This window comes from Streptomyces torulosus, from assembly GCF_001419765.1.
Lineage (GTDB): Bacteria > Actinomycetota > Actinomycetes > Streptomycetales > Streptomycetaceae > Streptomyces > Streptomyces torulosus.
The window spans coordinates 1-23059 of sequence record NZ_LIRK01000374.1 but is presented as its reverse complement, the minus strand read 5'-3'; the positions used below and the strand labels follow the sequence as shown (position 1 = coordinate 23059).

Below are 23059 nucleotides of genomic sequence, written 5' to 3'. Positions count from 1 at the left end.
CGTGCTCGGCGCCCTGCTGCTCCGGCACGGCTGGCAGCGGCGCGGCGGCGCCGCCGGACGCTACGGCCGCTGGACCCCACCCGGGCCCGGCGGCAGGGGCATGAGCCTGCTCGTCCCGGAGAACCGGGCCTTCCCCGACAGCGACGACCTGCTCGGCGAGGCGCTGACGGCCCTCTTCCGCAGCGGATCACCGGCCGCACGCGACGTCCTGGTCGGCCTCGCCGTCCCCAGCGACGAGATCCGCTGGTGGCGGGATGTGCCGACCGGGCCCGTGGGCACCGCCTCCTGGGCCGTGGAGGACCAACTCCGCTCCGCCGCACGCCAGATGCTCCTCGCGGCGGCACTCGCTACCCGCGCGCGAGCCGGCTACTACGGCGCCCGTCACCGCCTGCCCGCCGCAGCCCTCCTCGACGGTGTCCTCGTCGGCGCCGCACCCGGCGGCCGCAGCCTCACCGCCTTCGTGCCCGTCGCCACCGGGCGCCTCCTCGCCGTACGCCTCCAGCAAGCCCTGTACGCCACCCGCGAGGCCATCGACTACCAGCGCGCCACCGGTGGCATGGACGCCTTCGACGGTGCCGTGGAGGCCGGGGTGTCCCACGAGTTGACCGAGGCCCTCATCGCCCTCGTCCGCGGCACCGAGGGCGCCCGCGTCGCCGTCGAGTGGGCGCCCGCCGCCGGGGTCCCCGAGGGCGGGGCGACCCCGCCCGAACCCCTCGAGTTCTCACCCGGCGACCTGCCCGTGCTGCGGGAGGCCGGGGCCCGCTACCTCCGCGAGGAACCCTCCGTGCCGGTCCGCCTCACCGGGGCCGTGGTCCGGATGCGCCGGTCCGCCGCGCGCGGCGAGGGAACCGTACGGCTGCGCGTCCTCGCCGGGGCCGAGGTCCCGCACGTCCGTATGACCCTCGACGAGGAGGCGTACCGGATCGCGGGGCACGCCCATCTCGTCGGACTGCCCGTACGGGTCCACGGGCGGCTGGAGAGCCGGGGCGGCTTCCGGCGGCTCACCGACGCGGGCGGCGTCGCACCCGTGGAGGTCGACGAGGCGGAGCGGGACCGCCTGATGAAGTCCCTCCAGGAGACGGCGGAGATCACGGCCTTCTTCGAGGAGGCGTGCGGAGGGGAGTGAGAGCCCCTGCGGGGCGCACGCGAGTGAGAGCCCGCGCAGGGCGGAGGGGAGTGAGAGCCCCCACAGGCGGGTCGCGGCGCAGACCCCCGCGCGGGAGCGAGCGGCAGCCGCGTACGGGCTTCGGCGTCCCTCGCCGGGTCGCGGGGACCGGCGAGGGCATAACCGTTTCGCAGAGGGCACCCCCGGCTCGGTACGATTCCTGTCTGCGTACGCGGACGCGTGCGCGACCACCATCAGGCAGGAGAGACCGGTGTCAGACGTCCGTGTGATCATCCAACGCGATTCCGAGCGGGAAGAGCGCGTGGTGACGACGGGCACTACGGCCGCCGACCTCTTCGCCGGAGAGCGCGCCATCGTCGCGGCCCGCGTGGCCGGTGAACTGAAGGACCTCGCGTACGAGGTGAAGGACGGCGAGACCGTCGAGGGCGTCGACATCTCCTCCGAGGACGGCCTGAACATCCTGCGCCACTCCACCGCGCACGTCATGGCCCAGGCCGTCCAGGAGCTGTTCCCGGAGGCCAAGCTGGGCATCGGACCGCCGGTCCGGGACGGCTTCTACTACGACTTCGACGTCGAGAAGCCGTTCACGCCCGAGGATCTCAAGGCCATCGAGAAGAAGATGCAGGAGATCCAGAAGCGCGGCCAGCGCTTCTCCCGCCGCGTCGTCACCGACGAGGCCGCCCGCGAGGAGCTCGCGGCCGAGCCGTACAAGCTGGAGCTGATCGGCCTCAAGGGCTCGGCGTCCTCCGACGACGGCGCGGACGTCGAGGTCGGCTCCGGCGAGCTGACGATCTACGACAACCTCGACGCCAAGACCGGTGACCTGTGCTGGAAGGACCTCTGCCGCGGTCCGCACCTGCCCACCACCCGGAACATCCCGGCGTTCAAGCTGATGCGCAACGCCGCCGCGTACTGGCGCGGCAGCGAGAAGAACCCCATGCTCCAGCGCATCTACGGCACCGCCTGGCCCTCGAAGGAGGAGCTGAAGGCGCACCTCGACTTCCTCGCCGAGGCCGAGAAGCGCGACCACCGCAAGCTGGGCAACGAACTCGACCTGTTCTCCATCCCGGACGAGATCGGCTCCGGTCTCGCCGTCTTCCACCCCAAGGGCGGCATCATCCGCCGGGTCATGGAGGACTACTCGCGGCGCCGCCACGAGGAGGAGGGCTACGAGTTCGTCTACACCCCGCACGCCACGAAGGGGAAGCTCTTCGAGGTCTCGGGCCACCTGGACTGGTACGCCGACGGCATGTACCCGCCCATGCAGCTCGACGAGGGCGTGGACTACTACCTCAAGCCCATGAACTGCCCGATGCACAACCTGATCTTCGACGCGCGCGGCCGCTCCTACCGTGAACTGCCGCTGCGTCTCTTCGAGTTCGGGACCGTGTACCGGTACGAGAAGTCCGGTGTCGTGCACGGACTGACCCGGGCCCGTGGCTTCACCCAGGACGACGCGCACATCTACTGCACCCGCGAGCAGATGGCGGAGGAGCTCGACAAGACGCTCACCTTCGTCCTGAACCTGCTGCGGGACTACGGCCTCACCGACTTCTACCTGGAGCTGTCCACCAAGGACCCGGAGAAGTTCGTCGGCTCCGACGAGGCGTGGGAGGAGGCCACCGAGACCCTGCGTCAGGTGGCCGAGAAGCAGGGCCTCCCGCTGGTGCCGGACCCGGGCGGCGCCGCCTTCTACGGTCCGAAGATCTCCGTGCAGGCCCGTGACGCCATCGGCCGCACATGGCAGATGTCGACGGTCCAGCTCGACTTCAACCTGCCCGAGCGCTTCGACCTGGAGTACACCGGCCCGGACGGCTCCAAGCAGCGCCCCGTCATGATCCATCGCGCGCTGTTCGGTTCCATCGAGCGCTTCTTCGCGGTGCTCCTGGAGCACTACGCGGGCGCGTTCCCGGCGTGGCTGGCGCCCGTCCAGGCGGTCGGGATCCCGATCGGGGACGCGCACGTCGAGTACCTGCAGAGCTTCGCCGCGGAGGCGAAGAAGAAGGGGCTGCGCGTCGAGGTCGACGCGTCCTCCGACCGTATGCAGAAGAAGATCAGGAACGCGCAGAAGCAGAAGGTGCCGTTCATGGTCATCGTGGGCGACGAGGACATGAACGCGGGCACGGTGTCGTTCCGCTACCGGGACGGCTCGCAGGAGAACGGCATCCCGCGTGACGAGGCGCTGGCGAAGCTCGCCGACGTCGTGGAGCGCCGCGTCCAGGTGTGAGCCGCCCTCGCGGCTGAGCGCGTGAGAAGGAGGCCCCCGGGGATTCAGATCCCCGGGGGCCTCCGCTCGTCCTCGCGGGCGAACACCGACACGGCGTCGCCGAAGCTACGGATCGTCGCGTCCGGCGCCGCGTGCTCCTGCTGATGGACGGCCGGCGCGCGTCATGGAGCTGCACCACGCGCACCGCGTACGAGCCGAATGAACAGCGCCGACGCCCCCGCGAGGACTCCTCTCATGAGCCGCTCCCAGCGGAGGGCGCGACGGTCGTGGTCCATCGCCTCGGCTTGGCCCCGGCCGTCCCGCCCCGGCACCCGGCGACACGCCACGAACGGACGAAGCCATATGCTGCAATGCATGACGAGTGAGCCGGAACAGCAGATCGGAGTGGGAACGCAGGACGCGTTCCAGCGCCTGTGGACGCCCCACCGGATGGCCTACATCCAGGGCGAGAACAAGCCGACCGGTCCGGGGGCCGACGACGGCTGCCCGTTCTGTTCCATCCCGGCCAAGTCGGACGAGGACGGCCTGATCATCCGGCGCGGGGAGCACGTGTACGCCGTGCTCAACCTCTACCCGTACAACGGCGGCCACCTCATGGTCGTGCCGTACCGGCACGTTGCCGACTACACGGACCTCACCGTCCCGGAGACCGCCGAGCTGGCCGAACTCACCAAGCAGTCCATGACCGCCCTGCGCACCGCCTCCGGCGCGCACGGCTTCAACATCGGCATGAACCAGGGCACCGTCGCCGGCGCGGGCATCGCGGCGCACCTCCACCAGCACATCGTGCCCCGCTGGGGCGGCGACACGAACTTCATGCCGGTGGTGGGCCACACGAAGGTGCTGCCGCAGCTCCTGGCCGACACGAGGAAGATGCTGGCGGAGGCATGGCCCAGCGTGTGAGGTAGGACCGCCTGTCCGTCTGCCGGGTGAGGGCGCGTGCGTGACAGCGGGTGAGTGGGGCTTGTTCGCGCAGTTCCCCGCGCCCCTGAAGGGAACGGGCCTTCGGCCCGCCCTTCATCCTGAAAAGCACGGGGCGCAGCCCGGGCCGCTTTTCAGGGGCGCGGGGAACTGCGCGAGAAACCACACACCACCCGCGCCCGCCGACGAACCCGCACCCCCGAGCCACTAGGCGCCCGGCCAAGCCAGCGCAGCGCTCACGCGTCGTAGACGTCCGCCTTACGCGGCGTAGGATCCTGCACCGCCCCGCTGAGGAACGCCGAGCGGGAGCCGAACTTCTCCGTGTCCACGCCGTTCTCCGCCAGCACCTTGATCGCGGCGTTGTGGACCACCCGCAGGACCGGCGTCGCGGCGCGCAGCGCGTCGTCGGCCATGAACCGGTGCCGCCACGGCTGGTCCGCCCAGGCGTGCCGCAGACCGAACGGCTCCGGCAGGCCGATGGAGCCGCCGAGCCAGTTGAGCAGCGGCGGGTACCAGGTCAGCGGGGCGCGCGCGGTGAGCCGTACGACCTCGTCGGCGTCGACGAGGGGGAGCTTGACCTTGCGGGTCTCCCAGAACCTGACCGACTTCTGGACTTCCTTCTCCTTGGCCGCCGGCCCGGTCGTGAACAGGCCGTGCACCGGACCCAGGGCGTGTCCGGTCACCTCGATGCGGAGCGTCTGGTGCAGGACGGTGACCGTCACCAGCATGGTGATGATCAACTGTCCGTCCCAGAGCGTCCATTGCACACCCAGGTAGTGCCGGTTGCCGCTGCCGAAGTGCTGCTTGTTGCAGATCTCTTGTATGGCGTGCGTCTTGTACTGGTACGCGTCCACGTCGGTGCCGTCGGGCCGTGCCACTGCGGCGGCGCCCTCACCGATGGGGCTGACGATCCAGTGCTTGATGGAAGGGGCCGTGAAACCACCCGTGTTGAGGGGGGTGCGCTCCAGCATCCGCAGCTGGTCGTGGATGGCCCGTATGACGTCCCAGCTGCGGAACGGGTGGATCTCCTTGCCGGACTCGGCGGGTACCAGGTCCTCGGCGAGCTGCCAGCTGCCCCACCGGGTGCCCATGCCGAGGATGCCCTTGGGGCCGGCGTAGAAGACGAGGTTGGAGCGCTGCTCGGCGCTGAGCCGGGCGAGTTCCTTGCGCAGCTGCTCCGCCTTGGTCTCGCCGGGGCTGCCGGGCACGGCCTCGGGGACCTTGGCGCCGATGCCGCCGCCGGACAGCAGACCGGACCAGCGGTCCCGCAGGTCCTGGGCGGTGCGCTCGCAGATCTGCTTGGCCCAGAACCAGCCGACGACCGGCAGCACCACGCACGCGCGGGCGTACCAGGCCCAGAACCCGTCGAACGGCATCCTGAGCAGGAAGATCACGGCGAGGGCGCCCACGGCGACGAGCAGGGTGGTGGCGAGGGCACCGGCCCGCTTGTCCTCACGCTTGGCGATCGTCGTGCGGATCTGGAAGACCAGCAGCCACAGCAGCAGGCCGGGCAGGAAGAGCAGGCCGCACAGGACCATCACCGCCGACAGCCAGTTGTCGCGCTCCCGGCGGATGTTGGTCGCCGCCAGGCAGTGCTCGACGACGACCTGTGGCTCCATGCCGAAGGACTGGATGAGCGGTTTGCGGCCCGCGCCGACCATGCGGTCCCGCACCGCGAGGGAGAACGCCTCCCCGAGGTTGGGCCGGAAGATCGTCGCCCACTTGCGACCGGGTTTCACCGAGGACTTGTGCCACTCGTTGTTGGCCTTGAGGATCTCGTCGACCTCGTTGTCCCGGTAGGCCGCGGACGCCAGGGCGTACGTCGCCGCCGTCTGTCCCGCGGTGCCCGTCAGCGGGACCTGTGCCCCGGGAGTGAAATCGAATTCGTCCGCCACCGCCGCCCCCATCGCCGCACACTTGCTCCTGCGGCTCTTCCCGACTTCCGTGCTTCGCACACCTGTTGATCAGGTCATCACCCGATCCGGAGCTGATCAAGCCACACTTGTCGATCAGGTGATCAGCGTATCCGCAGCCACGGACATCGCGCGGCGCGAAGAACGGACATTCACGGAACCCACAGGCCGTACCCTCCCGCGCGGGCGGACGGGGCCCCGGCATCCGTCGGCGGGCGGCCGCAGCCGCCCGCCGACGTGTCGGCGGTCCCTTCCGCCGATCCCGAACCGTCAGTTCGCCCTCAGTTCTCCTTCGCCCGTTCGCGAAGCCGCTCGGCCACCTGGGGCGGCATCGGCTCGTGCCGGGTGTAGCGGCGGCCGAAACGCGCGGTGCCGTGGGAGAGCGAGCGCAGATCGACGGCGTAGCGGTCGATCTCGATCTCGGGGACCTCGGCGCGCACCAGGGTGCGCCCGCCGCCCGCCTGCTCCGTGCCCACGACCCGGCCGCGCCGGCCCGACAGGTCGCTCATGACCGGGCCCACGTACTCGTCGCCGACCAGCACCGACACCTCGGCCACCGGCTCCAGCAGATGGATCTTCGCGTCGGAGGCCGCCTCGCGCAGCGCCAGCGCGCCCGCCGTCTGGAACGCGGCGTCGGAGGAGTCCACCGAGTGCGCCTTGCCGTCCCGCAGCGTGATCCGCACGTCGATGAGCGGATAGCCGGCCGCGACCCCCTTGGCGGCCTGCGCCCGCACGCCCTTCTCGACGGACGGGATGAACTGCCGGGGCACCGCCCCGCCGACGACCTTGTCCACGAACTCGATGCCCGAACCGCCGGGCAGCGGCTCCACGTCGATCTCGCAGATCGCGTACTGCCCGTGCCCGCCGGACTGCTTCACATGGCGGCCCCGCCCGGCCGACTTGTCGGCGAACGTCTCCCGCAGGGAGACCTTGTGCGGGACGACGTCGACCTGGACGCCGTACCGGCTGCGCAGCCGCTCCAGCGCCACGTCGGCGTGCGCCTCGCCCAGGCACCAGAGCACCACCTGATGGGTGTCCGGGTTCTGTTCGAGCCGCATCGTCGGGTCCTCGGCGACCAGCCGGGAAAGGCCCTGGGAGAGCTTGTCCTCGTCGGCCTTGCTGTGCGCCTGGATGGCGAGCGGCAGCAGCGGGTCGGGCATCTCCCAGGGCTCCATGAGCAGCGGGGCGTCCTTCGACGACAGGGTGTCGCCGGTCTCCGCGCGGTTCAGCTTCGCCACGCACGCCAGGTCGCCCGCGATGCAGTGCGTGAGGGTCCGCTGCTGTTTGCCGAAGGGCGCCGACAGGGCGCCGATCCGCTCGTCGACGTCGTGGTCCTCGTGTCCGCGGTCGGCGAGCCCGTGCCCCGAGACATGCACCGTCTCGTCGGGGTGCAGCGTCCCGGAGAAGACCCGCACCAGCGAGATACGGCCCACATAGGGGTCGCTGGCCGTCTTCACGACCTCGGCGACCAGGGGGCCGTCCGGATCGCAGGTCGCCCCGATCTCCCGCGGCGCGCCGTCCGGCGTGGTGACCGACGGGGCCTCGCGCTCCAGAGGCGTGGGGAACCCGCCGGTGATCAGCTCCAGCAGCTCGACGGTGCCGATGCCCTGGCGGGCGCCCTCGGCGGCGGGGGCCGCGGCGAGCACCGGGTGGAAGACACCGCGGGCGACGGCCCGTTCCAGGTCGTCGATGAGGGTCTTGAGGTCGATCTCCTCGCCGCCGAGGTAGCGGTCCATGAGGGTCTCGTCCTCGCTCTCCGAGATGATCCCCTCGATCAGCCGGTTGCGTGCCTCCTCGATGTCCGGCAGCTGCTCGGGGCCCGGCTCGGACTCCTTGCGCTCCCCGGACGCGTAGTCGAACAGCTTCTGCGACAGCAGGCCGATCAGCCCGGTCACGGGCGCGTGCCCGTCCGGGCTCTGCGGGCCGTGCAGGGGCAGGTAGAGCGGCAGCACGGCGTCGGGGTCGTCCCCGCCGAACGTCTCCGCGCAGATCCGCGTCATCTCCTCGAAGTCCGCCCGCGCGGCCTCCAGATGCGTGATCACGATCGCCCGCGGCATGCCGACCGCCGCGCACTCCTCCCACACCATGCGGGTCGAGCCGTCGACGCCGTCGGAGGCCGAGACGACGAAGAGGGCCGCGTCCGCAGCTCGCAGACCGGCCCTGAGTTCCCCGACGAAGTCGGCGTATCCGGGGGTGTCCAGAAGATTGACCTTGTACCCGCCCCATTCCACGGGTACCAGGGAGAGCTGCACCGAACGTTGCTGCCGGTGCTCGATCTCGTCGTAGTCGGAGACGGTGCCGCCGTCCTCCACACGGCCCGCCCGGTTCACGGCTCCCGCGGTCAGCGCGAGAGCCTCCACCAGAGTCGTCTTGCCCGATCCGGAGTGGCCGACCAGCACCACATTCCGTACGGACGCGGGGTGGTCGGCCGCCGTAGCCCTGCCGGCGGCCCCGGGGTGTGCGTTCGCCTTGTCGCCCATGGTCCTGCCTCCCGTGCACGGTGAGGTCACTGTGGGCGCGGACACGCGAGGGCCGCGTGCGGTGGCGGCTCCGGCGACGCCCGCGGTCCTTCGAGCTTTCCACTCCCGTCACGGTGCGTCCATACGACGGACGTGATCCCTCCTCCCGCGCAGGCGGGGCGCGGTGGCGGCCGGCCGCGCCCCCGCCGCGCCACCGGTGCGTTCAGGACAGGACACGGCAGGCCGATGCCCGACGGCCGCCCGCGCACACCCGTGGCTACGATGGGCCAGCCGACGGCCAGCAGGGGCCGCCCGGCGACACCGACCCTCGGGAAGGCCATGCTGAACAAGTACGCGCGTGCATTCTTCACGCGTGTCCTCACACCGTTCGCCGCGTTTCTGATCCGCAGGGGCGTCAGCCCCGACACGGTCACGCTCCTCGGCACCGCCGGAGTGATCGCAGGCGCGCTGGTCTTCTACCCCCGGGGCGAGTTCTTCTGGGGCACCGTCGTCATCACGCTGTTCGTGTTCTCGGACCTCGTCGACGGCAACATGGCCCGCCAGATGGGCCGTTCGAGCCGCTGGGGCGCCTTCCTCGACTCCACGCTCGACCGCGTCGCCGACGGCGCGATCTTCGGCGGCTTCGCCCTGTGGTACGCGGGCGGCGGCGACGACAACGTGCTGTGCGCGGTGTCGATCTTCTGCCTGGCCAGTGGCCAGGTCGTGTCGTACACCAAGGCGCGCGGCGAGTCGATCGGTCTGCCGGTGGCGGTCAACGGCCTCGTGGAGCGCGCCGAGCGCCTGGTGATCTCGCTGGTCGCCGCCGGTCTCTCGGGGCTCCACACGTTCGGCGTGCCCGGCATCGACGTCCTGCTGCCGATCGCCCTGTGGATCGTCGCCGTCGGCAGTCTCGTCACGCTGATCCAGCGCGTGGTCACCGTGCGTCGTGAGTCCGCCGAGGCGGAGGCGGAGGCCGCCGCCTCCGCCTCGACGGACACGGCTCCGGGGGACTCCGCGCGCAACAGCGAGGCGACCTCGTGAGCGGTCTGCAGGAGCGCCTCACCGACGGTCTGTACGGCCTCGGCTGGGGCACCGTGAAGAAGCTGCCGGAACCTGTCGCCGTCCGCCTCGGCACCACGATCGCCGACGCCACCTGGAAGCGGCGCGGCCCGCTCGTACGCCGCCTGGAGGCCAACTACGCGCGCGTGGTGCCGGGCGCGAGCCCCGAGCGGCTCGCGGAGCTGTCCCGCGCGGGCATGCGGTCGTATCTGCGCTATTGGATGGAGTCGTTCCGGCTCCCCGCCTGGAGCGAGGAGCGGATAAGGACCGGCTTCGCCGCCGAGGACCTCCACCACCTGACCGACGGCCTCGCCGCCGGTCGGGGCGTCATCCTCGCCCTGCCCCACCTCGCCAACTGGGACCTCGCCGGCGCCTGGGTCACCACCGAGCTGAAGACCCCGTTCACGACGGTCGCCGAACGCCTCAAGCCCGAGTCGCTGTACGACCGCTTCGTCGCCTACCGCGAGGGGCTCGGCATGGAGGTCCTGCCGCACAACGGCGGCACCGCCTTCGGCACGCTGGCCAGGCGGCTGCGCGACGGCGGCCTGGTCTGCCTGGTCGCCGACCGCGACCTGTCCGCCTCCGGCGTCGAGGTCGACTTCTTCGGCGAACCGACCCGGATGCCCGCCGGACCGGCCCTCCTCGCCCAGCAGACCGGAGCCCTGCTCCTGCCGGTCACGCTCTGGTACGACGACTCGCCCGTCATGCGGGGACGGGTCCACCCCCCGATCGAGGTACCCCAGTCAGGTACCCGCGCCGAGAAGACGTCTGTCATGACACAGGCGCTGGCCGATGCCTTCGCCACCGGCATCGCCGACCATCCGGAGGACTGGCACATGCTCCAGCGCTTGTGGCTCGCGGACCTCGATCCCGCGAAGGATCCTGAGAGGACCTCCAAGGGGTCCTCCGAGGACCCCGAGAAGGGACGCCCGTGAGGATCGGCATCGTCTGTCCCTACTCCTGGGACGTACCCGGGGGAGTCCAGTTCCACATCCGCGACCTGGCCGACCATCTCATCCGCCTCGGCCACGAGGTGTCCGTCCTGGCCCCCGCCGACGACGACACGCCCCTGCCGCCGTACGTGGTCTCCGCGGGCCGCGCGGTCCCGGTGCCCTACAACGGCTCGGTGGCCCGCCTGAACTTCGGGTTCCTGTCGGCGGCCCGGGTGCGGCGCTGGCTGCACGAGGGCACGTTCGACGTGATCCACATCCATGAGCCGGCCTCGCCGTCGCTCGGCCTGCTCGCGTGCTGGGCGGCCCAGGGGCCGATCGTCGCCACGTTCCACACCTCCAACCCGCGATCGCGGGCGATGATCGCCGCGTACCCGATCCTCCAGCCCGCGCTGGAGAAGATCAGCGCGCGCATCGCGGTGAGCGAGTACGCCCGCCGCACCCTCGTCGAGCACCTCGGCGGCGACGCGGTCGTCATCCCGAACGGCGTCGACGTCGACTTCTTCGCCCGCGCCAAGCCCGAGCCCGACTGGCAGGGCGACACGCTCGGCTTCATCGGCCGTATCGACGAGCCCCGCAAGGGCCTGCCCGTCCTGATGAAGGCCCTGCCGAAGATCCTCGCCGAGCGTCCGCAGACCCGGCTGCTGGTCGCCGGGCGCGGGGACGAGGAGGAAGCCGTGGCCTCGCTGCCCGAGGAGCTGCGTTCGCGCGTGGAGTTCCTCGGCATGGTCAGCGACGAGGACAAGGCGCGCTTCCTGCGCAGCGTCGACGTGTACGTCGCCCCCAACACCGGCGGTGAGAGCTTCGGCATCATCCTCGTCGAGGCCATGTCGGCGGGCGCCCCGGTGCTCGCCTCCGACCTCGACGCCTTCGCCCAGGTCCTCGACCAGGGCGCCGCGGGTGAACTGTTCGCCAACGAGGACGCCGACGCGCTCGCCACCGCCGCCGTACGCCTCCTCGCCGACCCCGCCCGCCGCGCCGAGCTCCGCGAACGCGGCAGCGCCCACGTCCGCCGCTTCGACTGGTCGACGGTCGGCGCGGACATCCTCGGCGTCTACGAGACGGTCACCGAGGGCGCGGCTTCGGTGGCGGCGGACGAACGGATCGGCCTGCGGGCCCGGCTGGGTCTGGCCAGGGACTGAGACGGGGGCCCGGGCTCCGGGCGCCGGCACGTGAGGCGGGCGGGAGCGCGGCCGCGCCGCCCCGGTGGGGGCAACCCCTGGCGGTGCGCGCCCGAAGCCCGGGGTTCCGGGCACCGGCCCGTGCCGCCGCCGGGCCCGCACAGCCAGGGTCCCCAGGGTCCCCTGGCAGTGCGGGCCCCACGGCTTCGCCCGCCAGGAGGGCACGGCTGCCGGGCCGGCCGGGGCGCAGTCCCGCCTCGGCGGGGGTGCGGGCCGGGTGCTGTGAAGGCCGGGCTTCGGGTGGGTCCGGCGGTCGCGCCCGGCACCGGTAGCCTTGCGGCCCGTGACTTCGACACTCATCTGGATCGCGGTCGTCCTCTTCGCGATCGGCCTCTACCTGAGCTGGACGGCGGGGCGCCTCGACCGCCTGCACGCGCGGATCGACGCCGCCCGTGCCGCGCTCGACGCCCAGTTGCTGCGCCGTGCCTCGGTCGCCCAGGAACTGGCCACCTCCGGGGTGCTGGACCCGGCCGCCTCCATCGTGCTCTACGAGGCGGCGCACGCCGCTCGGCAGGCCGAGGAGGAGCAGCGCGAGGTCGCCGAGAGCGAGCTGAGCCAGGCGCTGCGCGCCGTGTTCGGCGAGGCGCAGCAGGTGGAGGCGGTGCGGGAGGCGCCCGGTGGCGAGGAGGCCGCGAACGAGCTGGCCCAGGCCGTCCGCCGGGTCCCCATGGCCCGCCGCTTCCACAACGACGCCGTGCGCGCGGCCCGCGCCCTGCGCCGCCACCGCAAGGTCCGCTGGTTCCGTCTCGCCGGCCACGCGCCCTTCCCGCTGGCCTTCGAGATGGACGACGAGCCCCCGGCCGCCCTGGCCGACCGACCGACGACCTGACGACGCGGCTACCGGGGCGGGGGGACGAGGTCACATCAGGGCCGCAACACTGCTGGTCAGAGCCGTGGGGCGCCGCCCGACGAACAGCGAGACCAGCCGCACCCGCCGCACATCCCGGCCGCCCCGAGCGGCTCCGCGCACACCGTCCGAGCGGCCCGGCGCACCCCGCCCGGGCGGAGCCCGCGGCGGAAAACGATCCACCGCCTCCCCATTGGCCCTTGCAGTGGCCTGTGCCCCTCCCGTTTCCTCGGTGATTGCAGAAACCCTCTTCCACCGAGCGAGGTCGAACCCGTGTCCAGCTTGCCCAACTCCGCCGCCCAGACCCCCGAGACCGGCACCGCCCGCGTGAAGCGCGGCATGGCCGAGCAGCTCAAGGGCGGTGTGATCATGGACGTCGTCACCCCGGAGCAGGCGAAGATCGCCGAGGACGCGGGCGCGGTCGCGGTCATGGCCCTGGAGCGGGTCCCGGCCGACATCCGCAAGGACGGCGGCGTCGCCCGTATGTCCGACCCGGACATGATCGAGGGCATCATCGAGGCCGTCTCCATCCCGGTCATGGCCAAGTCCCGCATCGGCCACTTCGTCGAGGCCCAGGTCCTGCAGTCGCTCGGCGTCGACTACATCGACGAGTCCGAGGTCCTCACCCCGGCCGACGAGGTCAACCACTCCGACAAGTGGGCCTTCACCACCCCCTTCGTCTGCGGCGCCACCAACCTCGGCGAGGCCCTGCGCCGCATCGCCGAGGGCGCGGCCATGATCCGCTCCAAGGGCGAGGCCGGCACCGGCAACGTCGTCGAGGCGGTCCGCCACCTGCGCCAGATCAAGAACGAGATCGCCAAGCTGCGCGGCTTCGACAACAACGAGCTGTACGCCGCCGCCAAGGAGCTGCGCGCCCCGTACGAGCTGGTCAAGGAGGTCGCCGAGCTGGGCAAGCTCCCGGTCGTCCTCTTCTCCGCCGGTGGTGTCGCCACCCCCGCCGACGCCGCGCTGATGCGCCAGCTCGGCGCCGAGGGCGTCTTCGTCGGCTCCGGCATCTTCAAGTCGGGCGACCCGGCCAAGCGCGCCGCCGCCATCGTGAAGGCCACCACCTTCTACGACGACCCGAAGATCATCGCGGACGCCTCCCGCAACCTGGGCGAGGCCATGGTCGGCATCAACTGCGACACCCTCCCCGAGGCCGAGCGCTACGCGAACCGGGGCTGGTAAGCACCCATGAGCAACACCCCCGTCATAGGCGTCCTGGCCCTCCAGGGTGACGTACGGGAGCACCTCATCGCCCTGGCCGCGGCGGACGCCGTGGCCAGGCCGGTGCGGCGCCCCGAGGAACTCGCCGAGGTGGACGGCCTCGTCATCCCCGGCGGCGAGTCCACCACCATCTCCAAACTGGCCGTCCTCTTCGGCCTCATGGAGCCCCTGCGCGCGCGTGTCCGCTCCGGACTGCCCGTGTACGGCACCTGCGCCGGCCTGATCATGCTCGCCGACAAGATCCTCGACCCGCGCTCGGGCCAGGAGACCATCGGCGGCATCGACATGATCGTGCGCCGCAACGCCTTCGGGCGTCAGAACGAGTCCTTCGAGGCGGCGGTCGACGTGACGGGCGTCGAGGGCGATCCCGTGGAGGGCGTCTTCATCCGCGCCCCCTGGGTGGAGTCCGTGGGCGCGGAGACGGAAGTGCTGGCCGAGCACGACGGTCACATCGTCGCCGTACGCCAGGGCAACGCGCTGGCAACGTCGTTCCACCCGGAGCTGACCGGCGACCACCGCCTGCACGCCCTCTTTGTCGACATGGTGCGCGCGAACCGGGCTGCGGGATCCTTGTAGGATCTCTGGGGTTCGTACGGAGTTGGGTAACGCGAAGGAGACAGGCAGATGTCCGGCCACTCTAAATGGGCTACGACGAAGCACAAGAAGGCCGTGATCGACGCCAAGCGCGGCAAGCTCTTCGCGAAGCTGATCAAGAACATCGAAGTCGCGGCCCGGATGGGCGGCGTGGACCTCGAGGGCAACCCGACGCTCTACGACGCCGTGCAGAAGGCGAAGAAGCAGTCTGTTCCCAACAAGAACATCGACTCCGCGATCAAGCGCGGTGGCGGTCTCGAGGCCGGTGGCGCCGACTACGAGACGATCATGTACGAGGGCTACGGTCCGAACGGTGTCGCGGTGCTCATCGAGTGCCTCACCGACAACCGCAACCGCGCCGCCTCCGACGTCCGCGTCGCCATGACCCGCAACGGTGGCTCGATGGCCGACCCGGGCTCCGTGTCGTACCTCTTCAACCGCAAGGGCGTCGTGATCGTCCCCAAGGGCGAGCTGTCCGAGGACGACGTCCTGGAGGTCGTGCTCGACGCGGGCGCCGAGGAGGTCAACGACCTGGGCGAGTCCTTCGAGGTGCTCAGCGAGGCCACCGACCTGGTCGCGGTCCGCACCTCCCTCCAGGACGCCGGGATCGACTACGACTCCGCCGAGGCCAACTTCGTCCCGACCATGCAGGTCGAGCTGGACGAGGAGGGCGCCAAGAAGATCTTCAAGCTGATCGACGCCCTCGAGGACAGCGACGACGTCCAGAACGTCTTCGCCAACTTCGACGTCAGCGACGACGTGATGGCCAAGGTCGACGCGTAACCGCCGCGAGCCGGACGGACTCCACGTTCGAGCGGACTCCCACGGGCCGACGGGACACACCCCGTCGGCCCGTCGCGTTGTCGGCCGTTGTCAGTGGCACCCGATAGCCTGCACAAACAGGTGATCGATGGGAGGGGCGCGTGCGCGTACTGGGGGTGGACCCGGGGCTGACCCGTTGCGGAGTCGGGGTCGTGGAGGGCGTCGCAGGACGGCCGCTGACGATGCTCGGCGTCGGTGTCGTCCGCACGCCGGCGGACGCCGACCTCGGTCACCGCCTCGTCGCCGTGGAGCAGGGCATCGAGCAGTGGCTCGACGAGCACCGCCCCGAATTCGTCGCGGTGGAGCGGGTGTTCAGCCAGCACAACGTCCGCACGGTCATGGGCACCGCCCAAGCCAGCGCCGTCGCCATGCTGTGCGCGGCCCGCCGCGGCATCCCGGTCGCCCTGCACACCCCCAGCGAGGTCAAGGCCGCCGTCACCGGCAGCGGCCGCGCCGACAAGGCCCAGGTCGGCGCCATGGTCACCCGCCTGCTGCGGCTCGACGCGCCCCCGAAGCCGGCGGACGCCGCCGACGCCCTCGCCCTCGCCATCTGCCACATCTGGCGGGCCCCCGCCCAGAACCGCCTCCAGCAGGCCGTCGCCCTGCAGGCAGCCCAAGCACCGCACGCACGGAAAGGCCGTACGGCATGATCGCCTTCGTCAGCGGCACGATCGCCGCCCTCGCTCCCGACACCGCGGTGGTCGAGGTCGGTGGCGTCGGCATGGCCGTCCAGTGCACCCCCAACACCCTCTCCACCCTGCGCCTCGGCCAGCCGGCCAAGCTCGCCACCTCCCTCGTCGTCCGCGAGGACTCCCTCACGCTCTACGGCTTCGTCGACGACGACGAGCGCCAGGTCTTCGAACTGCTCCAGACCGCGAGCGGCGTCGGCCCCCGCCTCGCCCAGGCGATGCTGGCCGTGCACACCCCCGACGCCCTGCGCCGAGCCGTGTCGACCGGCGACGAGAAGGCGCTGATCGCCGTCCCCGGCATCGGCAAGAAGGGCGCCCAGAAGCTGCTGTTGGAACTGAAGGACCGCCTCGGCGAACCCATCGGCGCCCCCGCGATCGGCGCCCCGGTCACCCAGGGCTGGCGCGACCAGCTCCACGCGGCCCTGATCGGCCTCGGCTACGCGACCCGTGAGGCGGACGAGGCCGTGTCGGCCGTCGCCCCCCAGGCCGAGGCCGCCGAAGGCACGCCCCAGGTGGGCCAGTTGCTGAAGGCCGCCCTCCAGACCCTGAACAGAGCCCGCTGACCGACCCGTTGACGCCGCCCGCCGCACACGGGCCCGGCCTCCACGGCTCCTTCACCACCGCCCCTCCACCCGACCGCGACCCGCGAGGCACAGCAGATGAACTGGGACGACACGACCGACGCGACAGCCCCCGAGCGGCTGGTGGGTTCTGTCGCCGACCGTGAGGACCAGGCCGTCGAGGCGGCCCTGCGCCCCAAGGACCTGGACGAGTTCATCGGCCAGGAGAAGGTCCGCGAACAACTCGACCTCGTCCTGCGGGCCGCACGCGCGCGCGGGGCGACGGCCGACCATGTCCTGCTCTCCGGCGCCCCGGGCCTCGGCAAGACCACCCTCTCCATGATCATCGCGGCCGAGATGGGCGCCCCCATCCGCATCACCTCCGGCCCCGCCATCCAGCACGCCGGCGACCTGGCCGCGATCCTGTCCTCCCTCCAGGAGGGCGAGGTCCTCTTCCTCGACGAGATCCACCGCATGTCCCGGCCCGCCGAGGAGATGCTGTACATGGCGATGGAGGACTTCCGGGTCGACGTCATCGTCGGCAAGGGCCCCGGCGCCACCGCCATCCCGCTGGAACTCCCCCCGTTCACCCTGGTCGGCGCCACCACCCGCGCGGGACTGCTGCCGCCGCCGCTGCGCGACCGCTTCGGCTTCACCGCGCACATGGAGTTCTACGAACCCGCCGAGCTGGAACGGGTCATCCACCGCTCGGCGAACCTCCTCGACGTGGAGATCAACCCGGAGGGCGCCGCCGAGATCGCCGGCCGCTCCCGCGGCACGCCCCGCATCGCCAACCGCCTGCTGCGCCGCGTCCGCGACTACGCGCAGGTCAAGGCCGACGGGATCATCACGCGCGACATCGCCGCCGCGGCCCTCGCCGTCTACGAGGTGGACGCCCGCGGCCTCGACCGTCTCGACCGCGGTGTCCTCGAAGCCCTGCTCAAGCTCTTCGGCGGCGGACCGGTCGGTCTGTCCACCCTCGCCGTCGCCGTGGGGGAGGAGCGCGAGACCGTCGAAGAGGTCGCCGAACCCTTCCTCGTCCGCGAGGGACTGCTCGCCCGGACCCCCCGCGGACGGGTCGCCACCCCCGCCGCCTGGACCCACCTCGGACTCACCCCGCCACGCGGCACGACCGGCGGAAACGGACAACAGGACCTGTTCGGGGCGTGACCGTCTCGTGACGGCGCGGTACTCGCCCGGCAAGGAACCACGGTGACATGCTGTGCGTTGTTCCATCACGGTGGACTCGCTTAGACTCCGCCGATGCCGCCCTTGTCGGCAGCACACATACCCCCAACGATCAGGCCGCTCGCCATCGCGGTCGTGTGAAGGAAGTTCCGACCCGTGAGTCTCGTGACCCTCCTCCCGTTCATCGTGCTCATCGGGGCCATGATCCTGATGACCCGATCGGCCAAGAAGAAGCAGCAGCAGGCCGTCGACATGCGGAACCAGATGCAGCCCGGTTCCGGCGTCCGCACGATCGGGGGCATGTATGCGACGGTCAAGGAGGTCAGCGAGGACACGGTCCTCCTCGACGCCGGGCCGGGCGTCGAGCTGCTGTTCGCGAAGAACGCCATCGGTGCCGTCCTCAGCGACGAGGAGTACAACCGCATCGTCCACGGCATCGAGCACGACCTGAAGTCCGACGTCGTCCCGGACGACGCCTCCTCCCTCACCGAGACCGACGAGCCCTCCGACGACGCTTCCGCCGCTTCCGACGACAAGCCCATCGACCTCGGCAAGAAGGACGTGTCCGACGACGCGACCGACGAGACCGTCGAGGCGAAGGCCGACGAAGCAGAGCCGAAGAAGACAGACGGCGAGTCCGACGCGAAGTAGTCACGTCCCGGGAGCACGGGCGAGAACCGCCCGCGCCCCGGGCACGTGCCGTTCTCGCCCGGATTCCCGACACCAGTCATGGCCGCCCCCGCGCTGACCCCGCGCAGGGCGGCCCGAGAGGGAGTACGAGAAGGTGGCAGCACCGAAGAAGGGCCGGAGCGCCAGCACCCAGAGCAAGCCTGGGCGCGCGCTGGCCCTCATCCTGATCGCCATCGTGGCGCTCACTGGGGGAATGTTTGCCTCCGGACACACCAAGCCGCGTCTCGGCATCGACCTCGCCGGTGGTACGAGCATCACGCTGACGGCGATCAACGAGCCCGGCCAGCCCAACGCGATCAACAAGACCAACATGGACACCGCGGTCGAGATCATGAACCGCCGTGTCAACGGTCTGGGCGTCTCCGAGGCGGAAGTGCAGACCCAGGGCAATGAGAACATCATTGTCAACATCCCCAAGGGCACGGACTCCGAGGAAGCCCGGGACCAGGTCGGCACCACCGCGAAGCTCTACTTCCGCCCCGTCGTGAAGGTCGAGGGCAGCGGAGCCGCGGCCCTCCCGACCACCCCGCCGAGCGGTGACGCCAGCGGCAGCGCCTCGCCGAGCCCGTCGAAGTCCGGCGACAAGAACGCGGACAAGGGCACCGACAAGGCGACGTCTCCCGAGTCCCCCAGCCCGACGGGCTCCGCGACCTCGCAGGGCCGCGCCGTCACCGACGCGCTGAAGGCCGACCCGACGCCGACCCCGAGCGGCTCCGGCTCCCCGAAGGCCTCCGACAAGGCTTCGCCGACCCCCACCCCGAGCGCCGACAAGGCCACCCAGGACCTGGAAGCGGCGTACGCGAAGCTCGACTGCAGCGACCCGAAGCAGCGGGCCGCGGCCGGCAAGGGCAAGAACGACCAGCCCATCATCGCCTGCGGTGAGGAAGCCCCGAAGGTCTGGAGCAAGTTCCTGCTCGGCCCGGTCGGCGTCGACGGCACGGAGATCACCAAGGCGCAGGCGATCCTCGACACCCAGAACGCGGGCGGGTGGAAGGTCGTCATGGACTTCGACTCCCAGGGCGGCAAGAAGTTCCTCGACGTCACCACCAAGCTCTCCAGCCAGCCCTCCCCGCAGAACCAGTTCGCGATCGTCCTGGACGACGAGGTGGTCTCGCACCCCGAGGTGAACGGCCCGATCACCGGCGGCAAGGCCGAGATCTCCGGCAGCTTCAGCCAGGAAGAGGCCCAGAACCTCTCCAACATGCTGTCGTACGGCGCGCTCCCGCTGACCTTCAAGGAGTCCAGCGTCACCACGGTGGACGCCGCGCTCGGCGGTGAGCAGCTGCACGCCGGTCTGGTCGCCGGCGCCATCGGGCTCGCCCTGGTCGTGCTCTACCTGCTCGTGTACTACCGCGGCCTGTCGTTCATCGCGATCGCCTCGCTGCTGGTCTCGGCGGCGCTCACCTACGTGATCATGTCGCTGCTCGGCCCGGCCATCAACTTCGCGCTGAACCTGCCGGCGGTGTGCGGTGCGATCGTCGCGATCGGTATCACGGCGGACTCGTTCATCGTGTACTTCGAACGCGTCCGGGACGAGATCCGCGAGGGCCGTACGCTCCGTCCGGCCGTCGAGCGTGCCTGGCCGCGTGCCCGACGCACCATCCTGGTCTCCGACTTCGTGTCGTTCCTCGCCGCCGCGGTGCTCTTCGTGGTCACCGTGGGCAAGGTCCAGGGCTTCGCGTTCACGCTGGGCCTGACCACCCTGCTCGACGTCGTCGTGGTGTTCTTCTTCACCAAGCCGCTGCTGACGCTGATGGCCCGCAGGAAGTTCTTCGCAGGCGGCCACCGCTGGTCCGGCCTCGACCCGAAGAGCCTGGGTGTGCAGCCCCCGCTGCGCCGCACGCGCCGTCCCGCCCCCGCCGACCCGAAGGAGGCCTGAGATGTCCAAGCTCGGTGACCTCGGAGCACGACTCCACCGCGGCGAGGTCGGCTACGACTTCGTCGGCAACCGCAAGATCTGGTACGCGGTCTCCATCCTGATCACCATCACGGCCATCCTCGGCCTGGCGGTGCGCGGCATGAACATGGGCATCGAGTTCCAGGGCGGTGCCGTCTTCACCACCCCGAAGACCAGCGTCTCCTCCACCCAGGCGGAGGAGGCCGCGGAGAAGGCGTCCGGCCACGACGCGATCGTGCAGGGACTCGGCACCGGCGCACTGCGGATCCAGGTCTCCGGTGTGGACACCGGCCAGGCCGACCGCATCAAGCAGGACATCGCCGAGGACCTCAAGCTCAACCCGGACAAGATCAGCGCGGAGCTGGTCGGCCCCAGCTGGGGCGACCAGATCGCCGACAAGGCCTGGCAGGGTCTCGCGATCTTCCTGGTCCTCGTGGTGATCTACCTGGCGATCGCGTTCGAGTGGCGCATGGCCGTCGCCGCGTTCGTCGCCCTGATCCACGACATCACCATCACCGTCGGCATCTACGCCCTCGTCGGCTTCGAGGTGACGCCGGGTACGGTGATCGGTCTGCTGACCATCCTCGGTTACTCGCTCTACGACACGGTCGTCGTCTTCGACAGCCTCAAGGAGCAGACGAAGGACATCACCAAGCAGACCCGCTGGACCTACAGCGACATCGCCAACCGCTCGATCAACAGCACCCTGGTGCGGTCCATCAACACCACGGTGGTCGCGCTGCTGCCGGTCGCCGGTCTGCTCTTCATCGGTGGCGGTGTCCTCGGCGCGGGCATGCTCAACGACATCTCGCTGTCGCTGTTCGTCGGTCTCGCGGCCGGTGCGTACTCCTCGATCTTCATCGCCACGCCGCTCGTCGCCGACCTCAAGGAGCGCGAGCCGCAGATGAAGGCCCTGAAGAAGCGGGTCCTCGCCAAGCGCGCCCAGGCCGAGCAGACGGTGGAGACCGCCGCCGACGGTCCCCACGGGGACCAGCACGAGGACGCGACCCCCGCCGTGGTCGGGCCGCGCTCCCAGTCCGGGGCCCGCAGCCGGGGCCGAGGCGGTAAGCGGCGATGACCGACATCAAGGAGCTGCTGCTCAGCCGCATCCGTGATGTCGCGGACTACCCCGAGCCGGGCGTGATGTTCAAGGACATCACCCCGCTGCTGGCCGACCCGGCGGCGTTCACCGCGCTGACGGACGCGCTGGCCGAGGTCACCGTGCGGCACGGCGCCACGAAGATCGTCGGCCTGGAGGCCCGCGGCTTCATCCTGGGCGCCCCGGCCGCCGTCCGGGCCGGCGTCGGCTTCATCCCCGTACGCAAGGCGGGCAAGCTCCCCGGAGCGACGCTCAGTCAGGCGTACGACCTGGAGTACGGCTCCGCCGAGATCGAGGTGCACGCCGAGGACCTCGTCGCGGGCGACCGCGTCATGGTCATCGACGATGTCCTCGCCACCGGTGGCACCGCCGAGGCATCCCTTCAGCTGATCCGCCGCGCGGGCGCCGATGTGGCGGGTGTCTCGGTGCTGATGGAGCTGGCGTTCCTGGCCGGACGACAGCGTCTGGAGCCGGCGCTCGGCGGAGCGCCGCTGGAGGCGCTGATCACCGTCTGAGACGGTTCGCGCGACCACATGGAACGGGCGCCCCGGGATTCGTCCCCGGGGCGCCCGTTCCGTTTGTGGACGTTGGACATCCGCTGCGTACACGTTCTTTGCTCGTCGCGCACATGTTCGCCATACGGAATAGCGAAACGCCGAAAACCCTCTGCGAAAGCTCAGATCTTGCTCAATGCGGTTGGCTTTGCATGATCGCTCCTGCCAAGATCGATCCCGAACTCCCCGGAAGGGGAGAAAACGGGAGGAAAAGTATGACCATCACGCGCAAGTTCGCGTCCGGCGCCATCGCCGTGGCGTCCGTCGCGGCCATGTCCGCCGCAGCGTCCCCGGCCAGTGCCGCACCCAGGGCCGCCGACACCGCGGTCACGACCGTCACCCTCAAGGCGAACCCCTGCACCAGCTGGAAGAACGCCGTCGGCATCCCGGGCAAGTGGAGCAAGTCCACGTACGGCTGCGCCATCCTGGGCCGGCCGGGTCTGAAGGTCACCTACCGCTGGGCCGCCGAGCGCGGCACGCCCTGCATCAAGGTGAAGGGCTTCGTCAAGGGCGGCCCGAAGGGCTTCAAGACCAAGTGGTACAACGCCGGTTGCGGCAAGTCCGGCTTCATCAAGAACGTCCCCTGGGGCAATGTCGCGGCGGACCGTGAGATCCAGATCAAGGGTGCCTCGCTGCTCAAGTGGCGCTGATGCCTGACGTGCGGTAACTGACCACTACACGCACCCCGAGGCGGGCCCGGAGGAATCCGGCGCCCGCCTCTCGCGTTCCACGGGTAGACGGCCCTCACAGTGGCCTGAAGGCGAGCCCGGGGCGCAGGATCGCTACCATGGGTGCTCCGGAGCCTGACCGGGGGACCCGGATCGCGCACGAGGAGCCCTCTTGGCAGACGAGGCCCACCACCTGACCGCCGCCAAGCCCGAGTCCGCCTCGGGCCCCGCGGCCAAGCCCGCGCAGAACGCGACGCAGGCGAAGAACCCCGCGCAGGGCTCCGTCGAGCACGCCCAGTCCGCGCCCGCCGACAAGGCCGCCGAGCCGTCGCGCCCCAAGCCCGCCGCCGACTCCGGCCGGACCGGGGCGGACCCGGCGCCCGAGCGC

Annotated in this window: 21 protein-coding genes; 19 read left to right on the top strand and 2 right to left on the bottom strand. The window is 70.9% G+C overall.

The window, feature by feature from the left end:
• From AOK23_RS25380 to AOK23_RS25370, 3 genes are all read left to right on the top strand, one after another.
• The coding region (locus AOK23_RS25380) for a hypothetical protein (protein WP_055714955.1) at positions 1-1126 on the top strand (1126 nt) is incomplete at its 5' end.
• 250 nt (positions 1127-1376) lie between these two features.
• Positions 1377-3353 (top strand): threonine--tRNA ligase, encoded by a 1977-nt coding sequence (gene thrS / locus AOK23_RS25375; protein ID WP_055714954.1) that lies wholly within the window; start codon positions 1377-1379, stop codon positions 3351-3353.
• A gap of 342 nt (positions 3354-3695) precedes the next feature.
• Entirely contained in the window at positions 3696-4256 is a 561-nt protein-coding gene (locus AOK23_RS25370) for an HIT family protein (protein WP_055714953.1), read from the top strand.
• A gap of 254 nt (positions 4257-4510) precedes the next feature.
• Here AOK23_RS25370 and AOK23_RS25365 read toward each other — a convergent pair whose 3' ends face one another.
• Together AOK23_RS25365 and AOK23_RS25360 are read right to left on the bottom strand one after the other, a co-directional pair.
• Positions 4511-6181, bottom strand: coding sequence for a hypothetical protein (locus tag AOK23_RS25365; protein WP_055714952.1), 1671 nt, complete (start codon positions 6179-6181; stop codon positions 4511-4513).
• A 287-nt stretch (positions 6182-6468) separates the two neighbouring features.
• A complete protein-coding gene (locus tag AOK23_RS25360) occupies positions 6469-8667 on the bottom strand; it encodes an elongation factor G-like protein EF-G2 (protein WP_055714951.1) in 2199 nt (732 codons plus the stop codon).
• A gap of 261 nt (positions 8668-8928) precedes the next feature.
• On the opposite strand from AOK23_RS25360, the gene pgsA reads away from it, so the two are divergent.
• From pgsA to AOK23_RS25280, 16 genes are all read left to right on the top strand, one after another.
• Positions 8929-9687 (top strand): phosphatidylinositol phosphate synthase, encoded by a 759-nt coding sequence (pgsA, locus tag AOK23_RS25355; protein ID WP_079049692.1) that lies wholly within the window; start codon positions 8929-8931, stop codon positions 9685-9687.
• The gene (locus AOK23_RS25350) at positions 9684-10640 is read left to right on the top strand and encodes a phosphatidylinositol mannoside acyltransferase (RefSeq protein ID WP_055714949.1); all 957 of its coding nucleotides are present in this window, start codon (positions 9684-9686) and stop codon (positions 10638-10640) included. The genes pgsA and AOK23_RS25350 overlap by 4 nt, the downstream gene beginning before the upstream one ends.
• On the top strand, positions 10637-11797 hold the full coding sequence (locus AOK23_RS25345) for a glycosyltransferase family 4 protein (RefSeq protein ID WP_055714948.1): 1161 nt from the start codon (positions 10637-10639) through the stop codon (positions 11795-11797). The genes AOK23_RS25350 and AOK23_RS25345 overlap by 4 nt, the downstream gene beginning before the upstream one ends.
• A 322-nt stretch (positions 11798-12119) precedes the next feature.
• Positions 12120-12665, top strand: coding sequence for a LemA family protein (locus AOK23_RS25340; RefSeq protein ID WP_055714947.1), 546 nt, complete (start codon positions 12120-12122; stop codon positions 12663-12665).
• A 300-nt stretch (positions 12666-12965) separates the two neighbouring features.
• Positions 12966-13871, top strand: coding sequence for a pyridoxal 5'-phosphate synthase lyase subunit PdxS (gene pdxS / locus AOK23_RS25335; RefSeq protein ID WP_272170223.1), 906 nt, complete (start codon positions 12966-12968; stop codon positions 13869-13871).
• A gap of 6 nt (positions 13872-13877) precedes the next feature.
• Positions 13878-14486, top strand: coding sequence for a pyridoxal 5'-phosphate synthase glutaminase subunit PdxT (gene pdxT / locus AOK23_RS25330; protein WP_055714946.1), 609 nt, complete (start codon positions 13878-13880; stop codon positions 14484-14486).
• Positions 14487-14534: 48 nt separating this feature from the next.
• Entirely contained in the window at positions 14535-15287 is a 753-nt protein-coding gene (locus tag AOK23_RS25325; protein WP_055542644.1) for a YebC/PmpR family DNA-binding transcriptional regulator, read from the top strand.
• Between the two features lie 140 nt (positions 15288-15427).
• Positions 15428-15976 (top strand): crossover junction endodeoxyribonuclease RuvC, encoded by a 549-nt coding sequence (ruvC, locus tag AOK23_RS25320; protein WP_055714945.1) that lies wholly within the window; start codon positions 15428-15430, stop codon positions 15974-15976.
• The gene (gene ruvA, locus AOK23_RS25315; RefSeq protein WP_055714944.1) at positions 15973-16578 is read left to right on the top strand and encodes a Holliday junction branch migration protein RuvA; all 606 of its coding nucleotides are present in this window, start codon (positions 15973-15975) and stop codon (positions 16576-16578) included. The genes ruvC and ruvA overlap by 4 nt, the downstream gene beginning before the upstream one ends.
• Positions 16579-16674: 96 nt before the next feature.
• Complete coding sequence (gene ruvB / locus AOK23_RS25310) at positions 16675-17745, top strand: Holliday junction branch migration DNA helicase RuvB (RefSeq protein ID WP_055714943.1); 1071 nt, start codon at positions 16675-16677, stop codon at positions 17743-17745.
• 174 nt (positions 17746-17919) lie between these two features.
• Positions 17920-18414 carry a preprotein translocase subunit YajC gene (gene yajC / locus AOK23_RS25305; protein ID WP_055714942.1) on the top strand — a complete coding sequence of 165 codons (495 nt, stop codon included), beginning with the start codon at positions 17920-17922 and terminating at the stop codon, positions 18412-18414.
• A 133-nt stretch (positions 18415-18547) separates the two neighbouring features.
• A complete protein-coding gene (gene secD / locus AOK23_RS25300) occupies positions 18548-20332 on the top strand; it encodes a protein translocase subunit SecD (protein WP_055714941.1) in 1785 nt (594 codons plus the stop codon).
• A 1-nt stretch (position 20333) separates the two neighbouring features.
• A complete protein-coding gene (gene secF / locus AOK23_RS25295) occupies positions 20334-21428 on the top strand; it encodes a protein translocase subunit SecF (RefSeq protein WP_055714940.1) in 1095 nt (364 codons plus the stop codon).
• Complete coding sequence (locus AOK23_RS25290) at positions 21425-21964, top strand: adenine phosphoribosyltransferase (protein ID WP_055714939.1); 540 nt, start codon at positions 21425-21427, stop codon at positions 21962-21964. The genes secF and AOK23_RS25290 overlap by 4 nt, the downstream gene beginning before the upstream one ends.
• A 254-nt stretch (positions 21965-22218) precedes the next feature.
• Positions 22219-22653, top strand: a complete 435-nt coding sequence (locus AOK23_RS25285; protein ID WP_055714938.1) for a hypothetical protein — start codon at positions 22219-22221, stop codon at positions 22651-22653.
• 190 nt (positions 22654-22843) lie between these two features.
• A partial coding sequence (locus AOK23_RS25280) for a hypothetical protein (RefSeq protein WP_055714937.1) occupies positions 22844-23059 on the top strand: 216 nt, incomplete at its 3' end.

Coding starts and splice junctions, on each gene's coding strand:
- AOK23_RS25370 (WP_055714953.1), top strand. CDS start 3,696: ATGCTGCAATGCATGACGAGTGAGCCGGAACAGCAGATCGGAGTGGGA.
- AOK23_RS25365 (WP_055714952.1), bottom strand. CDS start 6,181: ATGGGGGCGGCGGTGGCGGACGAATTCGATTTCACTCCCGGGGCACAG.
- AOK23_RS25360 (WP_055714951.1), bottom strand. CDS start 8,667: ATGGGCGACAAGGCGAACGCACACCCCGGGGCCGCCGGCAGGGCTACG.
- pgsA (WP_079049692.1), top strand. CDS start 8,929: ATGGGCCAGCCGACGGCCAGCAGGGGCCGCCCGGCGACACCGACCCTC.
- pdxT (WP_055714946.1), top strand. CDS start 13,878: ATGAGCAACACCCCCGTCATAGGCGTCCTGGCCCTCCAGGGTGACGTA.
- AOK23_RS25325 (WP_055542644.1), top strand. CDS start 14,535: ATGTCCGGCCACTCTAAATGGGCTACGACGAAGCACAAGAAGGCCGTG.
- ruvA (WP_055714944.1), top strand. CDS start 15,973: ATGATCGCCTTCGTCAGCGGCACGATCGCCGCCCTCGCTCCCGACACC.
- ruvB (WP_055714943.1), top strand. CDS start 16,675: ATGAACTGGGACGACACGACCGACGCGACAGCCCCCGAGCGGCTGGTG.
- secF (WP_055714940.1), top strand. CDS start 20,334: ATGTCCAAGCTCGGTGACCTCGGAGCACGACTCCACCGCGGCGAGGTC.
- AOK23_RS25290 (WP_055714939.1), top strand. CDS start 21,425: ATGACCGACATCAAGGAGCTGCTGCTCAGCCGCATCCGTGATGTCGCG.
- AOK23_RS25285 (WP_055714938.1), top strand. CDS start 22,219: ATGACCATCACGCGCAAGTTCGCGTCCGGCGCCATCGCCGTGGCGTCC.